Annotated in this window: 19 protein-coding genes; 3 read left to right on the plus strand and 16 right to left on the minus strand. The window is 44.6% G+C overall.

Features of this window, described 5'->3' with window-relative positions; translation table 11 throughout:
• Positions 1-64 precede the first annotated feature (64 nt).
• The 3 genes from ACVBIO_RS19190 to ACVBIO_RS19200 all read right to left on the minus strand — a co-directional run bounded on the left by ACVBIO_RS19190 (position 65) and on the right by ACVBIO_RS19200 (position 1,718).
• Positions 65-628 (minus strand): serine hydrolase domain-containing protein, encoded by a 564-nt coding sequence (locus ACVBIO_RS19190; protein ID WP_447173215.1) that lies wholly within the window; start codon positions 626-628, stop codon positions 65-67.
• Between the two features lie 264 nt (positions 629-892).
• Complete coding sequence (locus ACVBIO_RS19195) at positions 893-1,183, minus strand: hypothetical protein (protein WP_447166517.1); 291 nt, start codon at positions 1,181-1,183, stop codon at positions 893-895.
• Positions 1,184-1,199: 16 nt separating this feature from the next.
• A complete protein-coding gene (locus ACVBIO_RS19200) occupies positions 1,200-1,718 on the minus strand; it encodes a GNAT family N-acetyltransferase (protein WP_447173216.1) in 519 nt (172 codons plus the stop codon).
• A 335-nt stretch (positions 1,719-2,053) separates the two neighbouring features.
• Between ACVBIO_RS19200 and ACVBIO_RS19205 the strand changes: the two genes are divergently transcribed.
• Both ACVBIO_RS19205 and ACVBIO_RS19210 read left to right on the plus strand, forming a co-directional pair.
• Positions 2,054-3,766, plus strand: a complete 1,713-nt coding sequence (locus tag ACVBIO_RS19205; RefSeq protein ID WP_447160576.1) for a proline--tRNA ligase — start codon at positions 2,054-2,056, stop codon at positions 3,764-3,766.
• 230 nt (positions 3,767-3,996) lie between these two features.
• Positions 3,997-5,121, plus strand: a complete 1,125-nt coding sequence (locus ACVBIO_RS19210) for a patatin-like phospholipase family protein (RefSeq protein WP_447173217.1) — start codon at positions 3,997-3,999, stop codon at positions 5,119-5,121.
• Between the two features lies 1 nt (position 5,122).
• On the opposite strand, the gene ACVBIO_RS19215 is transcribed toward ACVBIO_RS19210, so the two are convergent.
• Together ACVBIO_RS19215 and ACVBIO_RS19220 are read right to left on the minus strand one after the other, a co-directional pair.
• Entirely contained in the window at positions 5,123-5,836 is a 714-nt protein-coding gene (locus ACVBIO_RS19215) for an SGNH/GDSL hydrolase family protein (protein ID WP_447160578.1), read from the minus strand.
• A gap of 121 nt (positions 5,837-5,957) precedes the next feature.
• Positions 5,958-7,907, minus strand: a complete 1,950-nt coding sequence (locus ACVBIO_RS19220) for a monovalent cation:proton antiporter-2 (CPA2) family protein (protein WP_447173218.1) — start codon at positions 7,905-7,907, stop codon at positions 5,958-5,960.
• Positions 7,908-8,110: 203 nt separating this feature from the next.
• Here ACVBIO_RS19220 and dgcS point away from each other — a divergent pair, with 203 nt between their 5' ends.
• Positions 8,111-9,043, plus strand: a complete 933-nt coding sequence (gene dgcS / locus ACVBIO_RS19225) for a diguanylate cyclase DgcS (protein ID WP_447173219.1) — start codon at positions 8,111-8,113, stop codon at positions 9,041-9,043.
• A gap of 137 nt (positions 9,044-9,180) precedes the next feature.
• Here dgcS and tilS read toward each other — a convergent pair whose 3' ends face one another.
• From tilS to ispC, 11 genes are all read right to left on the minus strand, one after another.
• Complete coding sequence (gene tilS / locus ACVBIO_RS19230; protein ID WP_447160581.1) at positions 9,181-10,590, minus strand: tRNA lysidine(34) synthetase TilS; 1,410 nt, start codon at positions 10,588-10,590, stop codon at positions 9,181-9,183.
• A 1-nt stretch (position 10,591) separates the two neighbouring features.
• On the minus strand, positions 10,592-14,062 hold the full coding sequence (gene dnaE / locus ACVBIO_RS19235; protein WP_447160582.1) for a DNA polymerase III subunit alpha: 3,471 nt from the start codon (positions 14,060-14,062) through the stop codon (positions 10,592-10,594).
• A 173-nt stretch (positions 14,063-14,235) separates the two neighbouring features.
• Complete coding sequence (gene rnhB / locus ACVBIO_RS19240; RefSeq protein ID WP_447169269.1) at positions 14,236-14,847, minus strand: ribonuclease HII; 612 nt, start codon at positions 14,845-14,847, stop codon at positions 14,236-14,238.
• Positions 14,847-15,998 carry a lipid-A-disaccharide synthase gene (lpxB, locus tag ACVBIO_RS19245; protein ID WP_447160584.1) on the minus strand — a complete coding sequence of 384 codons (1,152 nt, stop codon included), beginning with the start codon at positions 15,996-15,998 and terminating at the stop codon, positions 14,847-14,849. Before lpxB ends, rnhB begins: the two co-directional genes overlap by 1 nt.
• Before the next feature lie 69 nt (positions 15,999-16,067).
• The gene (lpxA, locus tag ACVBIO_RS19250) at positions 16,068-16,838 is read right to left on the minus strand and encodes an acyl-ACP--UDP-N-acetylglucosamine O-acyltransferase (RefSeq protein ID WP_447160585.1); all 771 of its coding nucleotides are present in this window, start codon (positions 16,836-16,838) and stop codon (positions 16,068-16,070) included.
• On the minus strand, positions 16,835-17,296 hold the full coding sequence (gene fabZ, locus ACVBIO_RS19255) for a 3-hydroxyacyl-ACP dehydratase FabZ (protein WP_248999623.1): 462 nt from the start codon (positions 17,294-17,296) through the stop codon (positions 16,835-16,837). Before fabZ ends, lpxA begins: the two co-directional genes overlap by 4 nt.
• Before the next feature lie 32 nt (positions 17,297-17,328).
• Positions 17,329-18,345, minus strand: a complete 1,017-nt coding sequence (lpxD, locus tag ACVBIO_RS19260) for a UDP-3-O-(3-hydroxymyristoyl)glucosamine N-acyltransferase (protein ID WP_447173220.1) — start codon at positions 18,343-18,345, stop codon at positions 17,329-17,331.
• Positions 18,346-18,349: 4 nt separating this feature from the next.
• Positions 18,350-18,847, minus strand: coding sequence for an OmpH family outer membrane protein (locus ACVBIO_RS19265; RefSeq protein WP_447160655.1), 498 nt, complete (start codon positions 18,845-18,847; stop codon positions 18,350-18,352).
• A gap of 58 nt (positions 18,848-18,905) precedes the next feature.
• On the minus strand, positions 18,906-21,389 hold the full coding sequence (gene bamA / locus ACVBIO_RS19270) for an outer membrane protein assembly factor BamA (protein ID WP_447163611.1): 2,484 nt from the start codon (positions 21,387-21,389) through the stop codon (positions 18,906-18,908).
• Positions 21,390-21,420: 31 nt separating this feature from the next.
• A complete protein-coding gene (gene rseP / locus ACVBIO_RS19275; RefSeq protein ID WP_447160588.1) occupies positions 21,421-22,791 on the minus strand; it encodes a sigma E protease regulator RseP in 1,371 nt (456 codons plus the stop codon).
• Positions 22,792-22,805: 14 nt separating this feature from the next.
• The gene (ispC, locus tag ACVBIO_RS19280; protein ID WP_447163612.1) at positions 22,806-23,996 is read right to left on the minus strand and encodes a 1-deoxy-D-xylulose-5-phosphate reductoisomerase; all 1,191 of its coding nucleotides are present in this window, start codon (positions 23,994-23,996) and stop codon (positions 22,806-22,808) included.
• Positions 23,997-23,999: the final 3 nt, after the last annotated feature.

The following is a 23,999-nucleotide window of genomic DNA, read 5'->3' on the forward strand; positions in this document are numbered from 1 at the left end:
TCTTCATTACGTTTACACCGTTCTATATTAAGGGCAGTTTACCTCATATCGGTGTACAAGTTTATTAAACCACAATAGGCTTCCAACGTGAAACGCGGGAATGAGGATGATAATCTAGACCTTGTTTGAGCGTTGCTGGCGAAGGGTCGTTATGGGCATACTCAACGATATGAATATCATCCCAGCCGGTGGTGTGCTCCAAGAGGTGAACAATACGAATTGGGTCTGACGCTTCCCACTGATTGGTATAGGCTATTTCTGGTGCAAGATCGGCAAGTTTATCGTCAAGAGATAACTTCCCCTGCTCTACAAGTTTCAATATTGATAAAGAAACAAACATTTTAGAGGTCGAGCCAATCCGGAACAGGGTTTGACTATCGGCAGGTTGGTTATTGGCGATATTAGCCAAGCCTATTGCCTCAATCCAAACCGGCCCCTCTTGGTTAACCATCGCAATAGCAACGGCAGGCAGTTCCTCTGTTTCAACAATGTCGACAATCGCGGCTTTGAGTGCTTCTAAAGTCGTTGGTGATGAGTGCTTAGCCTCATTCGTCGATGCTAACGGTTGCTCCGCAAAAAGCCAACTTGACCACAATAGGCCAAATAACACACATAAAAACCGCTTCATTTTCAATCCTTTAAATGAGCCAATTTAGCTAATATGACAACATCCTTGATATGAACCTATCGACCAAAAGACCTACATCAGCTTTATTCTTTTAAGTTAAAATATTAATTTAAAAACATATAGATAGTTACACATAACAAAACACTAATCTACCCAAGGACTTCATGCGAGATTGAGGAGAGAATAAATAATAGAGAAGGTAAACAGCTAACTGGCCACAGGGCTAAAGGCTGAGCATTGCCAAAGAGCATAATACGAAAGCAATCAGTTGAAAAAAACGAGCAACGCAATAAATGCCGTGCACACCCCCAACGTACTCAATACTCGGATCACCGAGGTTGGATATTGAGTTTGAATGTCAGGGTAAATATAAAAAAGATACGATATAGAAGGAATACCGATATAAAAACTGCCCAACCTTGAATTTGGCGGTAACGTTAATGTGGTCAATGCCAGTGCATAAACAAGAAAGAACAGTGTAAACAACCACTCTGCACGTGCATAGTGCTTGTACTTAACAAGCACTATCAGTAGCGGTAAAAATATCAATTCCATTATTTTACAGTCGCTCTCAAAGTCGAGGTTGAGATAATAGGTATCGGAAGAAAACAACGGGTCCATTTACACAAGGTTGCTCAACAAACCCCAGTCTAAGCAATAGCTTTGCAGAAGCCTTATTGCTCTGGCTGACACCTGCAATCAAGTAATCCCAACTTTGACCTTGAATTGAAATATCAATAAAGCCTTGGAGCAATTCGGTCGCCAACCCTTGTCCCCAATACGGCTCACCTAGCAGGTAACCAATATGGGCGTCACGTTTACTTCCTATAAACGCAAACATAAAACCAATAATAACATTCGCTTCTGTATGTTTGACGACAAAAAGACGACTCTCCACTACCATACGTTTAAACCATTTTCTGGCGTCAGAAAGTGAATCGATGTGCTGAAAATGTGGCGGCAAGTTTTCAACGACGGCAGGTGTTAACAGCTCAGTGACTCGAACCAGCAATGGCGATAATTCAGCTGGCGCTATCTCAGAAAATAATTCCGAAACCTCCAATCTTGATGTTTGATAATGTAACGCCATATTGGCTCACCTTGTTATAAACAATTTTTCTGTGTCATAAGCTAACATCAATCTGAACTTGTACGCATCAAGATGTAGGCATAATCCTACAATAAAACACGAGTTTGCTCATGGATAACAGGGTTAGGTTTTTTCCTATAACTCAACTGCTAACTTAAAGTATTAACTCAACTTGTCACTCATCATCGTCAAAGCAAAGGAGTATAACCTGCATCGCTTAGCGCAAAAACCTATGTTCAAAGTAAATAAATCACTCGAATCGCAAAATCCATAGGTGACAGAAGCACTACAAGTGATAAAATAGCGCCCATTCAACTCAAATTTGGACACCGGTAATGCGCGTAAGCAAGTACCTGCTATCAACTCAAAAAGAAACGCCTGCTAATGCAGAAGTGGTTAGTCATCAGTTAATGTTACGTGCGGGTATGATCCGTCGTAACGCATCTGGCTTATACAGCTGGTTGCCGACAGGTTTACGTGTACTACGTAAAATCGAAGCGATTGTTCGTGAAGAAATGAACAAAGCGGGCTCAGTTGAGATCCTTATGCCTATGGTTCAACCTGCCGATCTTTGGGTTGAAACGGGTCGTTTTGAAAAGTTTGGTCCTGAACTACTTCGTTTCCAAGACCGCCACAACCGTGACTTCGTACTGGGTCCAACTCACGAAGAAGTGATCACAGACATCGTGCGTAAAGAGGTTAACTCATACAAGCAGTTACCACTTAACCTATACCAAATTCAAACCAAGTTCCGTGACGAAGTTCGCCCACGTTTTGGTGTAATGCGTTCACGTGAATTCTTGATGAAAGATGCTTACTCTTTCCATATCGATCAAGAAACGATGGATGAAACCTACGAGGCGATGTTCCAAGCCTATAGCAACATTCTGACTCGTTTAGGCCTAGCCTTCCGTCCAGTAATGGCTGACACAGGTTCTATCGGTGGCAGCATGTCACACGAGTTCCACGTATTAGCTAACAGCGGTGAAGACTTAATCGCCTACTCAACAGAAAGCGATTACGCTGCTAACATTGAAAAATGTGAAGCGCCACTGCCGACTGACACGCGTCAAGCAGCTACTAGCGAGATGACATTAGTTGACACGCCAAACGCAAAAACCATTGCAGAGCTTGTTGAGCAACACGGCATTGCGATTGAGAAAACAGTTAAGACATTAATCGTTAAGGGTGCAACTGAAGAAGCGCCATTAGTGGCTATCGTTATTCGTGGCGACCACGAGCTAAACGAAGTTAAAGCAGAAAAACTTGATGCGGTATTAGCGCCATTTGAGTTTGCAGATGAAGCCGCTATCCGTGATGCTGTTGGCGCTGGTACTGGTTCTATCGGTCCTGTTGGCCTAAATATGCCTGTATTTGTTGATCACAGTGTTAGCATCATGAGCGACTTTGGCGCGGGTGCAAACCAAGATGGCAAGCACTACTTCGGCATCAACTGGGAGCGTGATTTACCAGAAGTTGCCGCATTCGACTTACGTAACATCATCGAAGGCGAGCCTAGCCCATGTGGTAAAGGTACTATTGCACTACTTCGCGGTATCGAAGTCGGTCATATCTTCCAGTTAGGTACTAACTACTCTGAAGCGATGAATGCTAACGTACTTGACCAAAATGGTAAGTCACAGACTCTACTTATGGGTTGTTACGGTGTGGGCGTAAGTCGTATGGTTGCTGCTGCAATTGAGCAAAACAACGATGACCGCGGTATTATCTGGCCTGAAGCGATTGCACCGTTCACTGTGGGCATCTTGCCAATGAACATGCACAAGTCGCATCGCGTTAAAGATATCGCCGAGCAACTATATCAAGACCTAAACGATGCTGGCATGGAAGTCATGTTCGACGACCGTAAAGAGCGTCCTGGCGTAATGTTTGCTGATATGGAGCTTATCGGTATTCCACACGTTGTGGTTATTGGCGATCGTAATATTGATAACGGCATGTTCGAATACAAGAACCGTCGTACTGGTGAGAAGCAAGATATCCCACTAGACGAAATCGTTGAGTTCTTAAAAGCGCAACAAGCTTAATCGCGAACCTTAATCGCTAAGTAAATCAATAAAAACGCCGATGATATCATCGGCGTTTTTTTATGCTAAAAATATAAATATCCCCATCACTGAATCTCCATGCATATGACAGCTTGTTTTTTATCTTTGTTTTCACTTGTTACTTGAAGAACACTCCAGAGTCACATATTCTAAATTTAGGCCATGTGTTTTGAATATGTTTTAATTTTCAACCGATAAGGAACGTCGACTTGCCAGATAAAATAGCATTAGTCCTTGGTGGCGGCGGCGCGCGAGCGGCCTATCAAATCGGGGTTCTCAAAGCGATTGTACAGTTTTATCCACGTAATCACGGGATCCCGTTTAAGATCATCTGTGGTACGTCTGCTGGCGCAATCAACGCGACATCAATAGCAACCCATGCCTCCTGTTTTCATTTGGGGGTGCGTAAGCTTGAATGGGTTTGGCGTCATGTTCATGCCCGTAAAGTCTACCAAGCCTCCATTGGTGGGGTAATGAAACATTTAAGTAAGATGGCGCTAAAAGGCCTGCAAAGCGACGGGGTATCAAACTCAGCTGGTAGCCTATTTAATAGTGAGCCGTTACGAGGCCTGCTTAACGATCTCATCAGCTTTGAACGCATCGACCGTAATATCAACAGCGGAGCACTTGAAGCTGTTAGCCTAGATACTTCCTGTTATAACAACTCACGCTCAGTGACATTTTTCCAGGCTAATGCCCATATCAATAACTGGCACAGGGTAAGACGTCATGGCGTACGTACTCGTCTCAATACTGATCATCTATTAGCCAGCTCGGCCATACCTATGGTGTTTCCTTCGATAAGATTAAATCAAGAATATTATGGCGATGGCTCGGTACACCAGCTGGCGCCGTTGAGTAGTCCAATACACCTTGGCGCAGATAAGATCATGGTGATTAACCTTGAAAGTCCACATAAAGTTCAATCAAAAGAGTTAGAGCATCCCCCAAAGACGGCAACGATTGCTGGTCACTTACTCGATACTATCTTCTCTGATACGCTAAACAGCGATCTTGAAAGGTTACAGCGAATTAATACCACGCTAAATCTGGTCCCCGAACAGAGCCGTGATCAACTAGCACTAAAAACCATCGAAACATTAGTGATTAAACCCAGTGAGGATTTAAGCGCAATGGCATCACGCTACTTTCAGGATATGCCTTTTGCGATTAAAACCATGCTAAAAATACTGGGGATAAACGAACACTCCGACTCAAGTATTGTGTCATATCTATTGTTTGAGCAAGGCTATTGCAGTGCATTAATCGAATTAGGTTATGAAGACGCTATGTGCCAGATTGATGAGATAAAACAATTTTTTAATCTTCAATAAACTAAGGCTTATCAGCCAACAGAGCGCTCGCCACGCTCTTCCCCCAATCTTGATATATTAATGCACCAGGATGAAAGCCATCTGTTGCCATCGCATCACTATTGAGTTGATGACCAAATTCCAACAAGGTGAATTTTGGCTCTTGCAGGGCGTAGCGTTGTAGTTGACGGTTAAAGGCTTGGCTACGCTGACCAAGAAACCAGCGCAGTGGCTGCGGCAATACCGGAAAATCCCCCATGGGTGGCACTCGAGTCAATATCAAACGCTGACAGCCCAGCTTTTCAGTGACTAACTCAACTAAGGCTTGTTGCTGGCTTATCCATTGGTTAACGGTTAACGGGCTTAAAACATCGTTCACTCCAAGCGATACCACTACGGCCTCAAAATGCATGGTTTGTTGCACTACCAACTCTTGTTGTAACATCTCAATGGTCTGGGCGGTATTATGACCAGACTTTGCCAGTAAACGCCAATCAACTTGGTACCGCTGGGCAAGCGTATTTACCACCACGCCCGTTAATGCTTGCTGCTGGCTAGCAACGCCAACTCCAGCTGCGGCGCTGTCACCTAAAATGAGTACCGATAATCCCGCGCCGTCCCCCACAGAACCTTGCCGGGGCCCTGCAGCTTCCGGCAGTTTTGGGGTATTTCTCTTAACGATACGCCCCTGTAATAATAAGATCGGTGCCAACAGGATAAAAATGAGGTAATGCACAATGTCACTCCAGGGAGCCCGCAGCTTTTACTTAAATATGCTGCAACGAGATGGTGGGCTAAATCTACTTTATAACGGTTAACTATAGCTAAACGTGACCCATTGAGAGTAAAAGAGTGGCTTAGCCTTGCAATAAAAAGATCTCGGCTTTTTCCATGCGTCTTGGCTTGCCAAGTAAGATCAGGATATCGCCAGACATAATCTGCCAATCGGATTTAGGATCCTCAACCTCAGCGCCTGCTCTTCGCACCGCTCGCACTTCAACTCTTAACTTCTCCCACGGGATCTCACCTAGGGTCAGTCCAACCGCATTCGCCCCTTTAGGCAGAGCAACAGCATGCAATAGCTCAAGGGTCAAATCGGTTTCAGCTCCGGAGAAAAAACCATGTAAATATTGGTAGTGATTTCGCCGCTCAGATTCCAGGCGTTTCAATATTCTTGCTAGCGGCACACCACATTGATATAGCACTTGAGATACTAACATCAAACTACCTTCAAGCGTCTCAGGAATAACCTGACTTGCTCCTGCTTCCTCCAACTCCTCCATCCCGGTATCGTCACGAGTACGCACCAAAATCTTAGCCTCGGGTGCTAATTGACGACATAACGGCAACACCTCTTGGAGGATCCGCTCACTACTAAAAGTGATTACGATTAACTTAGCTTCACGCACCTTTGCCTGCTTTAAGATACTTCTCTTACACACATCACCAAAATAGACAGGCTCTCCAGCGGTTCTGGCCTCAGAGACTCTTTTCGGGTCGAGATCCAGCACTAAGTATGGGATAGCTTCAGTTTTCATAAACCTAGCAATGGTTTGCCCTACTCGTCCATAACCTAAAATGAGCACCAGATCGCCTTTGGCATCGACTTGTACATTCAAAGACTCATTATTATCAGCCTTAGGCTTGAGTTCTTGCAGCATTCTTGCAATATCGACACTATGCCTAACCAGCCAAGGCGCTAGTGCCATCGATAGCACTGCCACCATCACTAAGGTCGTACTTGTTTTATTATCTAGCAGTTGATAATTGACCGCTAAGGCCAACACGACAAAACTGAATTCTCCCACCTGCGCCAAACTCAGGGCCGTCGCAACTGATGAGCGAAAAGACTCTTTAGCCACTTTCAATAAAGAGAAAATCACTAAGGCTTTACCTAAAATCACAGCGATAAGGATAAAGATGATTTGCCACCAGAACTGGGCAACCAATTGGAAGTCTAACAGCATACCGATGGAGATAAAAAACAGCCCCATTAATAAGTCCCTAAAGGGGCGAATATCGGCTTCTAGCTGACGCCGATACTGGCTTTCTCCAAGTAACATACCTGCCATAAAGGCGCCCAATGCCATCGATAAGCCTAACCACTGAGTAATCGCTCCGGTGACTAAGGCGACCACTAACGTTGACAGTACAAATAGTTCATTTGAACGTGAACGGGCAACCTCATCAAACAGCTTAGGCAAGGCCCACTTGCCAAATGCCATCAGTGCAATAAATGCGAGGCTACCTTTTAGTAAGGCAAAAACCACATCAGTCCACAGTAACGGCGCGCCATCACTGGCTAAAATAGGTAACAAAATAAGTAAAGGGACAACGGCGATATCTTGAAATAACAGCACACTGACCGAAAGCTCGCCATGGCGGCGCCTCATCCATCCTTGCTCATTCAATAACTTAAGTACTATCGCCGTAGAAGAAAGCGCTATCGCAGAGCCTACGACGACTGACTCGGTCACACTGAGATTACATAGCAGTGCGATTCCCATGCTTAACACAGTCGTTACAACGACTTGCGCACTACCTAAACCAAATACAGTACGGCGCATTGCCCATAGCCTAGGCAAAGAAAACTCGAGCCCTAAACTAAACATCAGTAACACGACACCGAGCTCAGCAACAGACTGCATTTGCTGTTGGGTAAACCAGTGAAAACCACTTGGACCGCTAATTACCCCTGTCACTAAGTAAGCTAAGATCGCTGGTAAACCTGCACGTCGTAGTATTGCAATAGAAACAATTGCAATGACCAACATCAGTAGCATTTGAATAAGAAAGCTATGTTCCATCTGTGCGGTGTACTCCTTAACCCGAAGACATTCGTCAAAATGCCGACACCAATAAATTCCATTCACTTATCTAGAGAGTAACTGAATGACAAATAAAGACAAATATAATTCCCTTAGCACTAGGCACAGTTTTTGCTTGGTATATCTAAGAGCATTAACTTTGCGTTAGCGCAACACTGTTAGAAAACTGGGAGTCAATACCAATGGAATTTGGGCTAGTAACCGAGTCTTCCCCTATTGAATATCGAAAATCTACTGTGGTAACTATGTCTATGCCAGTGGAGGTTGATCTTTATCGAAAACCTACTGGGGTAAATATCTCTATGCCAGTGGAGGTTGATCTTGTTGCTATCATCCAGCAACTGCATCAACATTTAGATCCTAGGACAGTCTTTGCCTGCTTCGGCAAAATAATGGGGCAACATTTGCCGCTTTATGGTGTTCGCTTAGCCTATAAGGACTATCTGTTCCATTGGGGTCAGCAAAATGGTTACGCCATTGAGCAAAAGTTGACCTTAGCCGACTGCCAAGTCATCGTTAACTATAATCTAAAAGCCCCTTTAGTGCCGTCTCAAACCCAGAAGTTGAACCAGATCCAGCAGCTCGTTTTACAACCGTTGTTTAATGCGATTCAATTTAAAGAGATGTCTCTACAGGCCATGTATGATGCGCTAACAAACTTAGGTAACCGCCATTACTATCAAGAGTCATTAAAAAAAGAGCTCGCTCGAGCCGAGCGCAATAGTGATGAGTTTTCATTAATTACCCTAGATTTAGATAATTTTAAACAGCTCAATGATGACTTTGGCCATCAGTTAGGCGATAGCGCCTTAGTTGAGTTTGCACAGATGCTAAATACAACCATCAGAAACAGTGACCAGGCATTTCGAATAGGTGGCGATGAATTTACCATATTGGTTCAAGCCAACGTTGAGGCCGCTAGCATTTTGTGTCAGCGGATCTTAGATGCCATCTCTACTCATCAATATTTAGAAAAGTATCAAGTGAAAACCAGTATGGGCGTGGCGCAATGGCGACATCATGATACTGAAGATAGTCTTTACCAACGTGCAGATAATGCGCTATATGAAGCTAAAGCCGCTGGCCGCCAGTGCTACTGTGTCGAAAACAGCTAACTTGCGTTCAGCAGCACTTAATGCCTGATAATGGTTAAGATGAAAGTTAGAAAAGAGGGGGTAATGGCTAGCAATATCGAATAAACAAACTCATAAGGCACATTAAAGCCCCTTTGCTTACCGATACCTAATACTTATTAGTATAAAACCAGCCCGACATCATCACCGGTCGCTAAATATGGCCTTTCTATCCAGTAGCCCACAGCAGATACGAGTTTACCGTCATAACAAAGCAGCGGCACGGTGCCACGCCGCCAGGGAGCAAGTCCCCACTCCTGCCATAACTTTTTAAGTTCACGGCCTTTACTACGGTTATGGGGCTGACAACGAGTACTGCCAGGCAGTGCAAACTCGATAGAGACCTTCTCCACTCCTAAAGGCAATCTAAGACGCGCTCCACTTTGGCAATATCTTGCCGATAAGGCCTCTCCAGTGACTAGCTTAATAGCTCCGTTTATCAAGTCATCACAGCCATTAAGTTCAATACTCAACAAACCTTTTTTGTCCGCGACAAAGAGAGCATTCTTCAGCGGCATAAAATAGCCTTCGCGCTTATAACGCTTGATGATAACGTCGGTTAAGCGGATCTCAACATTGGCATCAACTTTAGCATCGAGCAACTGGGCTAGGATCTGCTCTCCTTGCACCTTAGAGGGCGGAGCAAAACCTAGCATGTCCATGTGACCGCGCAGTAATAATGACTGCCAAGCATGAGAGTGCTGGGCTAATTTATCTAAATCAAGCAACCAATCACTGCCCTTTCGAAGCTGAATATTTGGTAATTTCTGCGCAATCTCTTCATCGAGTACCGACTGCTGTAATGCGCACAGTTCAGCGCTGCGACTGGCTGTCGCGGCGATACTAGGCCAGCGTTGCTTGAGTTTAGGGATAATGTCTAAGCGAAGAAAGTTTCTATCATACTTATCATCAAAATTACTCTCATCTTGAATATGAAGGATATTGTCTTGCTTCGCGTAGGCTTCTATTTCATCTTTACTGCAATCGAGCAGTGGTCTAATAATCCAGTTTCGCTGATTAAAGCGCTGCACCTTACCCATGGCTGATAAGCCTTTAGGGCCAAGGCCTCGCTTGAGCGCTAATAAAACGGTCTCAAGTTGATCATCTTGATGGTGGGCAGTCATTAAAATATCATTGTTGGATAACTCTGATAATAACGCTTCATAGCGCACACTGCGGGCCTGCGCCTCAACACTCACCCTAGGTGCGAGCTTAACCTCGACATGTTTTACAACACATTTCAGATCGTATGATTTTGCTTGCAATAAGCAATGCTCAACCCAAGTGTCAGCATTAGCACTTAACCCATGGTGAACGTGCACTAACACACACTCAAAATCAGGAGTGATTTTGGCAAACTGACCTAAACCATAGGCCAGAATTTCAGAGTCGACGCCGCCACTATAAGCTAGCACTAACTTAGGCTTATTGGTGACTGTTTGATTTTGAGTATTTTCTACCTTACCCGCTGCCGCCACCTTAGGTGGCAACTGTTGCAGGCAAGCTTGGATCAGCGAGACAATATTCATGCTAAAAAACGATCCGAACCTTTCCTGAACCTGTTAACGACTCGAGTGCCAACATCAACTCATCGGTTGGATTGACTCGCCAATTATCGCCTAAAGTAAACTGCGCTTGTGACTGAGGCTGGGCGTAATTAATCAACACAGGTACAGCGCCGGCTTTCCAAGGCTCAACCGCAGCCTTAAACTCGCTTAACCACTCATCGTTGACCTTGTCTGCTTGCAAGTCAATTTCAACCGCATTGGCAAAATGGCTACGCGCTTCCCCCATATCGATAATGTTACGCGCAGTCATTCGGTTACCACCAGAGAAGTCATCGAAACTAACCTCTCCTTCAATAATCAAAATGCGGTCTTTCTCAAGCAGGTGATTAAACTTCTCAAAGGCTTCAGTAAACAGCATCACCTCAAGACGCGCACTCTTATCATCTAGGGTCACCAGACCCATCTTGGAGCCACGCTTAGTCATCATCACACGTGTCGCCACTACAAGCCCAGCGGCTTTCATGGTTTTGCCACGTTCAGTAGGATGCACATCTTTTAACCGACCCGAAGTGTAATGCTTAAGCTCTTTCAGATACTGGTTAATCGGGTGACCTGTGAGGTATAAACCTAATGTGTCACGCTCGCCTTCAAGCCAAACTTTATCGGGCCAAGGCGTACATTCAACAAACTGCTGCTTACTGTCTTCAGGTTCATTATTGAGTAGACCAAACATATCATGCTGACCAATCGCTTCGGCTTTAGCATGCTGATCGGCTGCGCGAATAGCTTCCGGTAACGTTGCCATCATCGCGGCTCGATGCGGGCCTAAATTATCAAGCGCACCAGCGCAAATCAGTTTTTCAATGACGCGGCGGTTAAGCTTCTTTAAATCGATTCGAGCGCAGAAATCAAACAAGTCCTTAAAGGGGCCATTTTTACGCGCAGCGAGAATCGAGTCTACAGGACCTTCACCAACACCTTTCACCGCGCCAATGCCGTAAACAATATTCAGATCGTCATCAACGGTAAATCTAAATAAGCCTTTATTTACATCAGGCGGAATAAGTGGCAAGCCCATACGCTCACACTCATCAACCAAGGTGACAATCTTATCGGTGTTATCCATATCCGCCGACATTACTGCCGCCATAAACTGCTGTGGATAATGGGTTTTTAACCAAAGTGTTTGATAAGACACTAATGCGTAAGCGGCCGAGTGAGATTTGTTAAAACCGTAACCCGCGAATTTTTCCACCAAATCGAAAATTTTCATCGACAACGGACCATCAACGCCATTGGCAATTGAACCGGCCTCAAACGTACCGCGCTGCTTGGCCATCTCTTCAGGCTTTTTCTTACCCATAGCACGACGAAGCATATCGGCGCCGCCCAAGGTATAGCCAGCAAGTACCTGGGCAATCTGCATCACCTGCTCTTGATAGAGAATAATGCCGTAGGTTGGTGATAACAGCTCTTTCAGCGACTCATGTTGATATTCGGCGTCAGGGTATGACACTTCCTCACGGCCGTGCTTACGCTCGATAAAGTTATCTACCATGCCTGATTGCAGTGGACCCGGTCTAAACAGTGCAACCAGTGCGATCATATCTTCAAAGCAATCTGGCTGTAGGCGTTTAATCAAGTCTTTCATACCACGAGATTCCAACTGGAATACCGCGGTTGTTTCATATCGTTGTAGTAATTTAAAACACTTTGGATCAGTCAGCGAAATCGACTCAATGCGCACCGGCTCTTCACCGTTCTTCTTTTTGACGCTGTTGACCATCTGCAACGCCCAATCAATAATGGTGAGCGTTCTTAGACCCAAGAAGTCGAACTTCACTAGGCCTGCGGTTTCAACATCGTTTTTGTCGAACTGAGTTACCGGGTTTAAGCCTTCGGTGTCACAATAAATTGGCGAGAAGTCAGTGATCTTAGTCGGGGCAATAACCACACCACCAGCGTGTTTACCCGCGTTACGTGTCACCCCTTCCAGAATGCGACACATATCGATAAGATCTTTTACTTCCTCATCAGCGTCGTATGACTCTTGCAAGCCTGGCTCGACTTCAAAGGCTTTAGCCAAAGTCATGCCGGGTTCCGCTGGGATCATTTTTGAAATACGGTCAACAAAACCATACGGGTGACCAAGCACGCGGCCAACATCTCGAATTACCGCTTTAGCCGCCATAGTACCAAAGGTAATGATCTGCGATACCGCATCACGACCATAAAGGTCGGCAACGTGGTCAATGACCTCATCACGTCTGTCCATGCAAAAGTCGACGTCGAAGTCGGGCATAGATACACGTTCTGGGTTTAGAAAGCGCTCGAATAGCAAGTCGTATTCAAGGGGATCCAAGTCGGTAATTTTAAGTGCATAAGCCACCAATGACCCTGCACCTGAACCACGGCCAGGACCAATTGGAATATCGTTATCTTTACCCCACTGAATAAACTCCATTACGATAAGGAAGTAACCAGGAAAGCCCATCTGGTTAATCACTTTAAGCTCGATATCGAGACGCTCATCGTATTCAGGGCGTTTCTCAGCTCTAAGATCTGGATCTGGGAAAAGAAACTCGAGTCGCTCCTCAAGGCCCTTTTCTGATACATCGACCAAGAAGTCTTCAATGGTCAAATCACCTGTCGGGAAGTTCGGCAAGAAGTATTCGTGCAGTCTTACGGTAACGTTACAGCGCTTAGCAATTTCGACCGTATTTTGAATCGCCTCAGGAATATCTTCAAATAGCTCGCACATCTCATCGCTACTTTTAAAGTATTGTTGGTCACTGTATTTCTTCGGTCTGCGCGGATCGGCTAGCGTAAAGCCATCATAAATTGCGACCCGAATTTCGTGGGCGTCAAACTGCTCAGGCTTATTAAATACCACCTGATTAGTCGCAACCACAGGTAAGTCTTTTTGCTCGGCAAGTGCGACCGCCATGTGCAGATAACGCTCTTCATCTGGACGACCTGTTCGTAGCAGCTCTAAATAATATCGGTCAGGAAAGTGGCTCTTATAAAAGTCGATTAATGACTCTACTTGACCATGGTTATCTTTCAGCAACGCACGACCAACATCACCGTCTTTGCCACCTGAAAGCAGAATTAACCCTTCGTTATATTTCACTAACCATTCATGGTCAATCACAGCTTTGTCGTTAATATTGCCGCGCAGATACGCATCGCTAATCAACAAAGTCAGGTTTGAGTAACCTTTATTGTCCATCGCTAAGGCAGTAATAGAACAAAACTCATCAAATCCTGGGACTTTTACCCAAAAATCGGTGCCAATAATAGGCTTGATACCCGCATCATGGCAGCCTCCATAAAACTTGACCAAACCACACATGTTCGTCTGATCGGTTAATGCAACCGCAGGCATTCCAAGCTCAGCCACTTTCCCTAGAATAGGCTTAACTTTAGAAAGTCCATCAGACATAGAAAAATCGCTGTGGACGCGCAAGTGAACAAAACGTGGATCAGACATAATTAGGAGTATCTTTCTTTTTTGATAAATGAAGACTGCTGGTCAATCTTACAGAGTAAAACATGGGGTGATTGCAAACAAGTTTAACTGCAATCGCTCAGGCTGATGAGTTAATTTTCCGGCAAAAGGATGCCTCAAGCAAGTAAATCTTTCACCGGAAAAATTGTGTCGAGCTAAATTAATGCCTCACGAACGGGGCGAAAGCTTTTACGATGCTCAGGCAGTACACCGTGCTCTGCGAGTGCTTCAAAGTGCGCTTTAGTAGGGTAACCTTTATGTTTGTCAAAACCATAATCTGGGTATTGCGCAGCAAGGACATCCATCTCTCTATCACGAACAACCTTGGCAATAATTGAAGCTGCACTAATCGCATCGATAAGGCCATCACCTTTGATAATTGCATGACTGAGCACACCAAAGTCAGGACTGCGATTACCATCGACTAACACACTGCTTGGCTTAATACTGAGCCCTGCAACAGCACGCTGCATCGCCAGCATAGTCGCATGCAAAATATTTAGATCGTCAATTTCAGCTGGTGTCGCTGAGCCCACACTAACACTTAAGGCCTTTTGCTGAATTTGTTCAAACAGCAACTCACGCTTTTTCTCTGACAGTTTCTTAGAATCATTTAACCCTTCGATAGGGTTATTAGGATCTAAAATCACCGCTGCGGTGACAACATTACCAATCAAAGGTCCGCGGCCTACTTCATCAACACCTGCGTATTGACCAATACAAATTTGGGCCACTTGTTCAGGAGTGATATCTTTTATTACAGCCATTATGCTTGTTCCTCAATCAGTTTTATCACCGCATCAGCTGCGCGAGCACTGGCGTCTCGTCTTATCATTTGATGAATTGACATGAAACGGTCATGCAGCGGTGTAAAATCATCGTCCAACTGCTTTGACACTGCTGTTGCTATTTTCTCTGGCGTACAATCTGCTTGAATAAGCTCTTCAACAATATCTTCATCTGCCAGTAGGTTAGGCAATGAATAGCGTTTAGTCAGCATCATGCCTTTGGCGATACGATAAGTGATAGGACTCACTCGATATGCCACCACCATAGGTCGCTTAACTAACATAGCTTCAAGCGTGGCTGTGCCCGATGCCAATAAAATACAATCAGCCGCCGCCATCACTTCACGAGAATGACCTTCAATGAGGTGGATCTCTAAATCTGGCGCATACTCGCGTAAGGCAAGCTCGAATTGATCGCGACGTTTTTGATTAACCAAAGGCGTAACAAATTTAATATCAGGATAGCGCTGCTTGATTAGGGTTGCCGCTTTAACAAAGGGCTCGGCTAACATCTTAAGCTCACCACCACGAGAACCAGGTAATATCGCTAAATACTCAGCATCTTTATCCAGACCGAGTAATTCACGTGCCTGTGCTTTATCACTTTCAAGCTCAATGTCATCGGCTAACGTATGTCCAACAAAGGTGCAAGGCACTTGGTATTCATCGTAAAACGCTTTTTCAAAAGGTAACAATGACAACACCATATCCGTTGCCCTAGCGATTTTAAAAATACGTTTAGGTCGCCACGCCCATACAGATGGACTGACGTAATGTACGGTTTTAATACCCCGAGCTTTAAGCTTGAGTTCCAAGCCAATATTAAAATCGGGTGCGTCGATGCCAATAAAACAATCGGGATTCAGCTTAGTGAACTCATCAACTAATGTTGCTCGAACTTTTAGTAGTCTCGGTAGGCGTGACAATACTTCAACAATTCCCATAACAGCCAGCTCTTCATAAGAGAAGATAGACTCAAAACCAAGGGCGTCCATACGTGGACCACCAACCCCAATAAATCGAGCATCAGGATATTGCTTCTGCAACGCTTTTATTAAGCCTGCTCCGAGGATGTCGCCCGAGATCTCTCCGGCAACCATTGCAAATACACGAGGATTGTTTGAACTCATAGAATAACGTCTGTGGTTAATAATGGGAGGAAAGAAAGAACCCGCTTTTACACGGGTTCAATAACTTACTTAGCGGATGATGCCTCGCTGAGAGGAAGCAACAAATTCAATTAGCATTTGAACTTGTTCGTCATCAACTGCAGCCTCTTTAAGCTGCTCAATCGCTTCTGCAACCGTTAAGTTGCTGCGATATAGAGTCTTATAGGCTCTGCGGACTGAAAGCTGTGATTCTTTTGAGAATCCACGGCGCTTTAATCCTTCGATGTTCAAACCTCGAGGAATCGCAGGCTGACCCGATGCCATCACAAAAGGCGGCACATCGTTAAGGATAAGGGAGCTACCAGCCGTGAAGGCGTGAGCACCAATATGCACGAACTGATGCACACCGGTCATGCCACCTAAAATAGCCCAATCACCAACATGAACATGACCGGCAATCGATGCGTTATTAGCCATAATGACGTTGTTACCTACCACACAGTCATGAGCGATATGCACATAGGCCATAAATAGGTTGTTAGAGCCAATACGTGTTTCCCACTCATCTTGAGTGGTACCACGGTGAATGGTGACAGACTCACGAATAACGTTATTGTCGCCAATAATTAATCGGGTTGCTTCACCGGCGTATTTCTTATCTTGGCAATCTTCACCCACTGAGGCAAATTGGTAAAACTTATTACCTTTACCAATGACGGTAGGTCCTTTCACAACAACGTGTGAACTGAACCAACAGTCATCACCGATTTCAACATCAGCACCAATATAGGTCCACGGACCAATAGTGACATTTTTGCCTATTTTGGCATCAGGGTGAACATAAGCTAATTTATCAATCACTTAGAAATCTCTCTACGTGCACACATGATTTCCGCTGAACAAACAATCTCGCCATCCACTTTAGCAACGCCAGTAAACACGCCAATCCCACGGCGCTCTTTAATCATTTGCACTTCAAAATGAAGTTGGTCACCAGGCTCAACAACGCGCTTAAAACGCGCTTTATCAATACCGGCAAAATAGTATAACGCGTCATTAGACGGCTCATCGCTCATGGTTTTAAAAGCAAGGAGTCCTGTAGCCTGCGCCATAGCCTCTAAAATCAATACGCCTGGCATCACAGGTTGAACCGGGAAATGTCCCTGAAAAAATGGCTCATTAATTGTGACGTTTTTAATAGCGTGTAAGGTTTCACCTGGTGTGAAATCCAATACTCTATCGATCAATAAAAATGGATACCTATGAGGTAAAAATTTTAGGATCTCTTTGATATCCATTGTATTCAATTGATTTGACACGAATCTTTCCTTTATCTGCACAAAGCAGTCATTTACTTTACGTTATTTTCCAGTGCTTTTACGCGCTGAAATAGCGTATCTAGCTGTCTAAAACGAACGGTATTCTTACGCCACAGCTTATTATCCATTGCGGCTGTTGCCGATGAATAAACGCCTTTTTCGCGAATAATGCTAGTGACGTTGGTACTGCCAGTCACATGTACGCCATCAGCAATACTTAAATGACCTGAAATCGCACAATTACCGCCGATAATACAATACTTGCCAATCGTTACACTACCCGCAACAACCGTACTACCTGCTATAGCAGTATTAGCACCGATAATATCGTTATGGGCAATCTGGACTTGGTTATCTAGAATAACCCCGTCGTGAATTTCAGTATGGGCTATGGCGCCTCGGTCTACCGTCGTGTTAGCACCGATTTCAACTCGATCACCAATACGCACACCACCAGTTTGCGGGATCTTAACCCACTGACCGCGTTCATTAGCGTAACCGAAACCATCAGAACCTAAAATCGTTCCCGAATGGATGATGCAATCTTGGCCTAAATGAACGTTGTGATAAACCGTTACATTAGCCCATAACAGTGTATTTGAACCAATCACACTATCTTGACCAATAACACAGCCCGCCCCAACTTGAACGTTATTACCAAGAATAACATTCTCGCCAATGACCGCATTCGCACCAATTGCCACGCTTTCACCTAGCATGGCCGAGGCCGCTATTTGTGCCGATGGGTGGATACCGTCTGCCGCCTTTGGGGTTGTATCAAGAAATTGTGCGATGCGAGCAAAACCGACATAGGGATCATTTAATACAATCGCATTGCCTGTAAAACCTTCTGCATCTTTAGGCGTCATTAAGATCGCAGACGCAGCTGAACTAGTCAGCTGCGAACGATACTTTGAATTTGCCAAAAAAGAGATTTGACCTGAACCTGCACCGTCCAAGGTGCCTACAGTTGAAATTTCAACTGAGTCATCACCTTGAACGTCTGCATTTAAATGGTCAGCCAATACTCTTAAAGTATAGCTTTTCATCTATTTACTTGCCTTTACCTAAAGCTTCAACCACTTTGTTACTGATGTCAGCACTTGGCTTAACATAGATAACAGCACCACGTTGAAGTACCATGTCATACTGCTCTTTTTCAGCAATAGTATTAATTGTCTTTTGAACTTCAAGCAGTAGCTTGTTTTGCTCTTCACCGTTACGGCGACGCATATCTTCATCTAACGCTTTGCCTTTCAATTGTAGCTCAGCTTTCATAGATTCCATTTTACGCATCATGTCGGTCTTTTGTGACTCGCTCATTAGCGCCGCATCACGTTGCTGTTTTTCTAGCAAACCACGAAGCTCTTCTTGCATCTTTTGCACATCAGCAACACGGTCACCGAACTCAGCTTTTAATGTTTCGTTCACTTGCTCGCGCTGTGGCAACTGCTCAAAAACTGCTTGCATATCAACTACTGCGATCTTTTCTGCGTGTGCCGCTAGCGGTGCACCTAAAAGAACCAAAACCATCATTGCGCGATTCAACATCTTATTCAAAACAAACTCCTTTATCTCAGCAAAACTTGCCGATTTTTTCAAATTGATTTTAGAAAGTTTTACCAATATTAAACGAGAAGATTTCAGTTTCATCATCCTCGTATTCCTTGATTGGCCATGCAAGGCTAAAGACCATAGGTCCCATCGGCGATAGCCACTGCACGCTCATACCCCAAGAGGCACGAATACGGCTCGGATCGCTATAATCTTCTAGTCTATCAAACTCTTCAACTGGAAGGTAACGATATGAATCGTAGTCAAACTCAGTGTCCCACACGTTACCGGCATCCACAAAGAAACTAGTACGTACAGAATTTGTATAAGCCTCGTCCAGGAATGGGGTAGGCACAATAAGCTCTAAACTGGCAGTTGCAATGGCGTTACCACCAATTGAGCGACCTGAACTCACCTGAATCTGGTTAGGATCGCCAGGTAAGCTACAACCTTCACCCGATGGATCTGGCGCACATGGCTCGCTGCCACGATACAAGTAGAATGAGCGCGGACCCACTGAGTTAGACTTAAAGCCACGCAATGAGCTGCTACCACCCGAGTAATAGTTTTCCCAGAAAGGTAAGATCTGGTCATTATCGTTAAACTTACCGTAACCGTTACCGTAACCTAAACGCGCTCGGCTTAGCACAACAAAGCTGTGATTACGGTTAAGTGGGAAGTAAAAGCTTGTATCAAAATCCGCTTTAAAATACTGCAGATCAGAACCTGGTACCGTCATCTTACCGTTTAAACGCTGTGATGAACCATCCGATGGGAAAGTACCACGGTTTAAGTTACTGCGTGACCAACCCAGACTTAATTCGAAGTTATCGAAAGCTAAGCCAGCATTTGGATCATCACTGTCACGGTAAATATCGTAGAAGCGAATCGCTTGCTCATAAGCAGAGATTTCAGAGATCTCGTTATGACGATATCCAATACCACCGTTAATACGGTTATATTCGTTAATAGGGAAACCTGAGTTTAACGAAATACCATAAGAGCTGTTCTTATAGGCTTCAAGGTTTGCCTCATCAGCATCAAACTCACTCCAATAGATACTACCACCTAGGCTCACGCCATCTTTAGTGAAGTATGGATCGGTATAGTTAATATTGACGTTCTTAGAGTATTTGTTGGTGTTTAAATTAATACCAGCCTGATTACCCGTGCCTAAGAAGTTACTTTGCTGAACACCAAACTGAAGACTAAGTCCAGATTCAGTACCGTAACCAACGCCAGCATTAAATGAGCCTGATGGCTGCTCTTTAACACTAAATGCCACATCGACTAAATCATCGGTACCTGGCACTTGCACAGTTTCAGTATCAACAGTCTCGAAGTAACCTAAACGGTTAAGATTAGATTTTGACAGCTCTACTTGCGCAGAGTTAAGCCAAGCACCTTCCATCTGACGTAACTGACGACGCATGACTTCATCTTTCGTTACCGTGTTACCCGTAAAGCTGATATTACGAACATATACACGCTTGCCAGGATTGATGTTGATGTTGAGGTTTACCTCTTTCGTTTCATCATCAATTTCTGGGTAGGTTTTCACTTCAGGATAGGCGTAACCAAATCGACCTAAGTATTTACCGTACATCTCTTCGGTAAAGGTCACATCACCGCCGTTATACATATCACCGGCTTTCAAAGGTAAGATGGCTTCAAGCACCTCTTCTTTACCCATTAAGTCGCCAGTTAGATTAACGTCTTTGACTTTGTACTGCTCACCTTCATCGACGTTAATCGTAATATAGAGTCCTTTACGATCAGGTGTCATTGCCACCTGCGTAGAGGTTACATCAAAACGAATGTAGCCACGGTTTTGGTAGTAAGTCTTAATCGTTTCAAGATCAGCTTGTAGCTTTTGTTTTTGATAACGGCGCTCGCCAAACAGATCCCACCAAGCGACATAGTCTTTTAGCTCAAGCATGCCGATAAGCTCAGCATCACTAAACTCGGTGTTACCCACGACATTAATCTGACGAATTTCAGCAGCTAAACCTTCGGTAAAGGTGAACTTAAGCTCAACTCGGTTACGGGGTAGATTGATAATTTCGGCTTTAACTTTAGCACCGTACTTACCTACGCCGTAATAGAAATCCTGCAAGCCTTTTTCGATACCAGAGAGCATAGTACGGTCGAGAGACTCGCCGACTTTCACACCAGAGCCATCAAGACTCTCTTGTAACTGCTCATCTTTAATATCTTTGTTACCTTCAAAGGTAACAGAGCTGATGGTTGGGCGCTCAGTCACTTTAACGACCAACACATTACCATCGCGCAGCACTTCAATTTTTTCGAAGTTAGTTGATGCATATAAGCTTTTTATTGCTTGTTGCAATTTTAATTGATCAACAGTATCCCCAACCTTCACAGGTAGGTTGAGCAAAGCCGCACCGAGTGCCACTCGCTGTAAACCTTCAACTTGGATATCAGCTACTTCAAAAGGTTGGAATGTTTCGGCCCAACCGTTCCCTGAAAAAGACGCTCCGACTAATAACATCGAGGCAAAAAGTTTATTCAATCTCATAGAGCACTTCTAATTATTTGTCTGTCCTTGCTCAGAGTCGGGAAAAGTCATTGAAAAGCGCAACACTCATCAACATCAGCAGCATAGCTGCCCCAATTCTGAATCCAATTTCCTGTACCTTATCCGGTACAGGCCTGCCTGTAATTACCTCAATGAAGTAATACAAAAGGTGTCCCCCATCTAACACTGGCAAAGGCAATAAATTGATAATGCCTAAGTTCACGCTAATCAATGCAAGAAAACCTAAAAAATATACCAGTCCGACGTCAGCGCTATTTCCCGCACCTTGTGCAATAGAAATAGGACCACTCAAGTTTTTAACTGAAACGTCACCAGTAAGTAACTTGCCAATCATCTTAATGCTGACAGAGACAAGTTGCCATGTTTTATCGACTGCAACTGGAAAAGAATCTAAAAATCCGTATTCCAATTGTATCTTCATGTTTTCTGGCCATGGTTCAGATGTTGGGGCCACGCCAATCACGCCTTCAAGTTGACCTTCAGCATTTTCACGAGACTTAGGCGTTACCTTAACCGTGAACTGCTCTCCATCACGACGTATGGTAATGCTGACAGGCTTATTGGCTGAGCCCTGAATAATCTCTACGAAACGCGGCCAATCTTGGTATTTTTCACCATCAATCGCAACTAAGGTGTCACCCACCTTGATACCGGCTTGACCCGCTGCGCCATCATCACTAACGAGTGCCAGTGTGGGTAATATCGCAGGACGATACATGCCAAGACCAATAGCGGTGATCGGCAGTTCTTTTTCGGGGTTAATCTTCCAATCTTGTGTATTTAACGAATAGGTATGCTCATCGCCAGACGAGCCTTGCAAGCGAGACAGTGGCGCGACGGTCACATCGACATTACTGTCACCTATGTGTCCAGCTAGGGCGAGATTAACTTCTTCCCAATCCCTGACTTTTTGGCTACCAATCGCCATGATCTGCATCGGCTCTTTAACCACGATTTGCGCAGCAGGTGTGCCCGCGATAGTTGAGTCGATGATTGGTTTAATGGCTGGAACGCCAATAAGATACATGGCGTACAATGCAATAATCGCAAAGATAAAGTTAGCAATGGGGCCAGCACTTACAATGGCGATGCGCTGCCAAACTGACTTACGGTTAAAGGCTTGTTCTTTTAACTCTTCAGGCACCTCATCAACGCGCTCGTCGAGCATTTTGACATAGCCACCCAGTGGGATCATCGCAAGGACATACTCTGTGCCATCTTTGCCAGTCTTGCGCCAAATAGCCCGACCAAAACCGATAGAGAAGCGCTCAACTTTTACGCCGCAGCGACGTGCGACCCAAAAGTGCCCATATTCATGAGCAGCAATTAATATCCCCAATGCAACAACAAAGGAACCTAGGTTCCATAAAAAATCGATCATTCCTTTCCTCTGAACTAATTGAGCTTAGTGATAGCGTCTAACGTGTATTGACGACTTTGAAAGTCTAACGCCAAAATATCATCGATACTGTTTAATGGATGCGTCGCCGTATTCATTAAGCTTTGTTCGTTTATTCTTGCTATATCGGTAAAACGTATCTTGCCATCTAAAAATGCTTGTACCGAAATTTCGTTGGCAGCGTTTAATACCGTTGTCGCTTCCTGGCCTTGCTTACAGGCTTCGATCGCCAGCGCTAAACAGGGGAAACGATTAAAATCAGGTTCTAAGAAGCTTAACTGTCCGACTTTGAAAAAGTCTAAAGGTTCAACTCCTGAGTTAATTCTCTGTGGAAAAGACATACAATGAGCAATCGGTGTACGCATATCGGGGTTGCCTAGCTGTGCTAACACTGAGCCGTCACGATACTGCACCATAGAATGAATCACACTTTGAGGGTGGATCACAACCTTTAGCTGCTCAGGACTGGCGTTAAACAACCAACGCGCCTCAATGTACTCAAGACCTTTGTTCATCATGGTCGCCGAATCAACCGAGATTTTACGCCCCATAGACCAGTTAGGATGCTTACAAGCCTGCTCAGGAGTCATTGCCGATAACGTAGCCAAATCAGACGTTAAAAATGGTCCGCCAGAACCTGTCAGCAAGATGTGAGAAACCCCTGCAGCCACTAGATCGCAGCGGCCAATTTCAAGCTGAGAACGCTCAGACAAACACTGAAAAATGGCATTGTGTTCACTATCGACGGGTAACACTTGCGCACCAGAGTTTTGCATCGCTTCAATAAACAATTGACCCGACATCACCAGTGACTCTTTATTGGCAAGTAACACTCGCTTACCGGCGTTAACCGCCGCAAGTGTCGAAGGCAAGCCGGCTGCGCCAACAATGGCCGCCATCACCGTATCAACGTCATTGCTACTGACAAGCGATAAGAGTTCATCTTCACCGCTTGTCACTTCGATATTTAAATGGCTTGGCAGTTGCTGCTTCAGTGCTTGAGCAGCATTTGCATCGACCATATGGGCAATTTTAGGTTGATGCAAAGTACAGATCTCTAGCATCTTTGCGACATTGGTATTTGCGACCAGTGCAAATACCTTGTACTGCTCAGGATTACACGCGACAACACTTAAAGTGCTCGCTCCGATAGAGCCGGTCGCGCCTAAAATCACCATGTTTTGCATTTA

Source organism: Shewanella sp. 0m-8, assembly GCF_052977265.1.

Excerpts from the sequence above, each read along its gene's own strand:
- ACVBIO_RS19190 (WP_447173215.1), bottom strand. The coding sequence starts at position 628 with ATGAAGCGGTTTTTATGTGTGTTATTTGGCCTATTGTGGTCAAGTTGG.
- ACVBIO_RS19195 (WP_447166517.1), bottom strand. The coding sequence starts at position 1,183 with ATGGAATTGATATTTTTACCGCTACTGATAGTGCTTGTTAAGTACAAG.
- ACVBIO_RS19200 (WP_447173216.1), bottom strand. The coding sequence starts at position 1,718 with ATGGCGTTACATTATCAAACATCAAGATTGGAGGTTTCGGAATTATTT.
- ACVBIO_RS19205 (WP_447160576.1), top strand. The coding sequence starts at position 2,054 with ATGCGCGTAAGCAAGTACCTGCTATCAACTCAAAAAGAAACGCCTGCT.
- ACVBIO_RS19220 (WP_447173218.1), bottom strand. The coding sequence starts at position 7,907 with ATGGAACATAGCTTTCTTATTCAAATGCTACTGATGTTGGTCATTGCA.
- dgcS (WP_447173219.1), top strand. The coding sequence starts at position 8,111 with ATGGAATTTGGGCTAGTAACCGAGTCTTCCCCTATTGAATATCGAAAA.
- tilS (WP_447160581.1), bottom strand. The coding sequence starts at position 10,590 with ATGAATATTGTCTCGCTGATCCAAGCTTGCCTGCAACAGTTGCCACCT.
- dnaE (WP_447160582.1), bottom strand. The coding sequence starts at position 14,062 with ATGTCTGATCCACGTTTTGTTCACTTGCGCGTCCACAGCGATTTTTCT.
- rnhB (WP_447169269.1), bottom strand. The coding sequence starts at position 14,847 with ATGGCTGTAATAAAAGATATCACTCCTGAACAAGTGGCCCAAATTTGT.
- lpxB (WP_447160584.1), bottom strand. The coding sequence starts at position 15,998 with ATGAGTTCAAACAATCCTCGTGTATTTGCAATGGTTGCCGGAGAGATC.
- lpxD (WP_447173220.1), bottom strand. The coding sequence starts at position 18,345 with ATGAAAAGCTATACTTTAAGAGTATTGGCTGACCATTTAAATGCAGAC.
- ACVBIO_RS19265 (WP_447160655.1), bottom strand. The coding sequence starts at position 18,847 with ATGTTGAATCGCGCAATGATGGTTTTGGTTCTTTTAGGTGCACCGCTA.
- bamA (WP_447163611.1), bottom strand. The coding sequence starts at position 21,389 with ATGAGATTGAATAAACTTTTTGCCTCGATGTTATTAGTCGGAGCGTCT.
- rseP (WP_447160588.1), bottom strand. The coding sequence starts at position 22,791 with ATGATCGATTTTTTATGGAACCTAGGTTCCTTTGTTGTTGCATTGGGG.
- ispC (WP_447163612.1), bottom strand. The coding sequence starts at position 23,996 with ATGCAAAACATGGTGATTTTAGGCGCGACCGGCTCTATCGGAGCGAGC.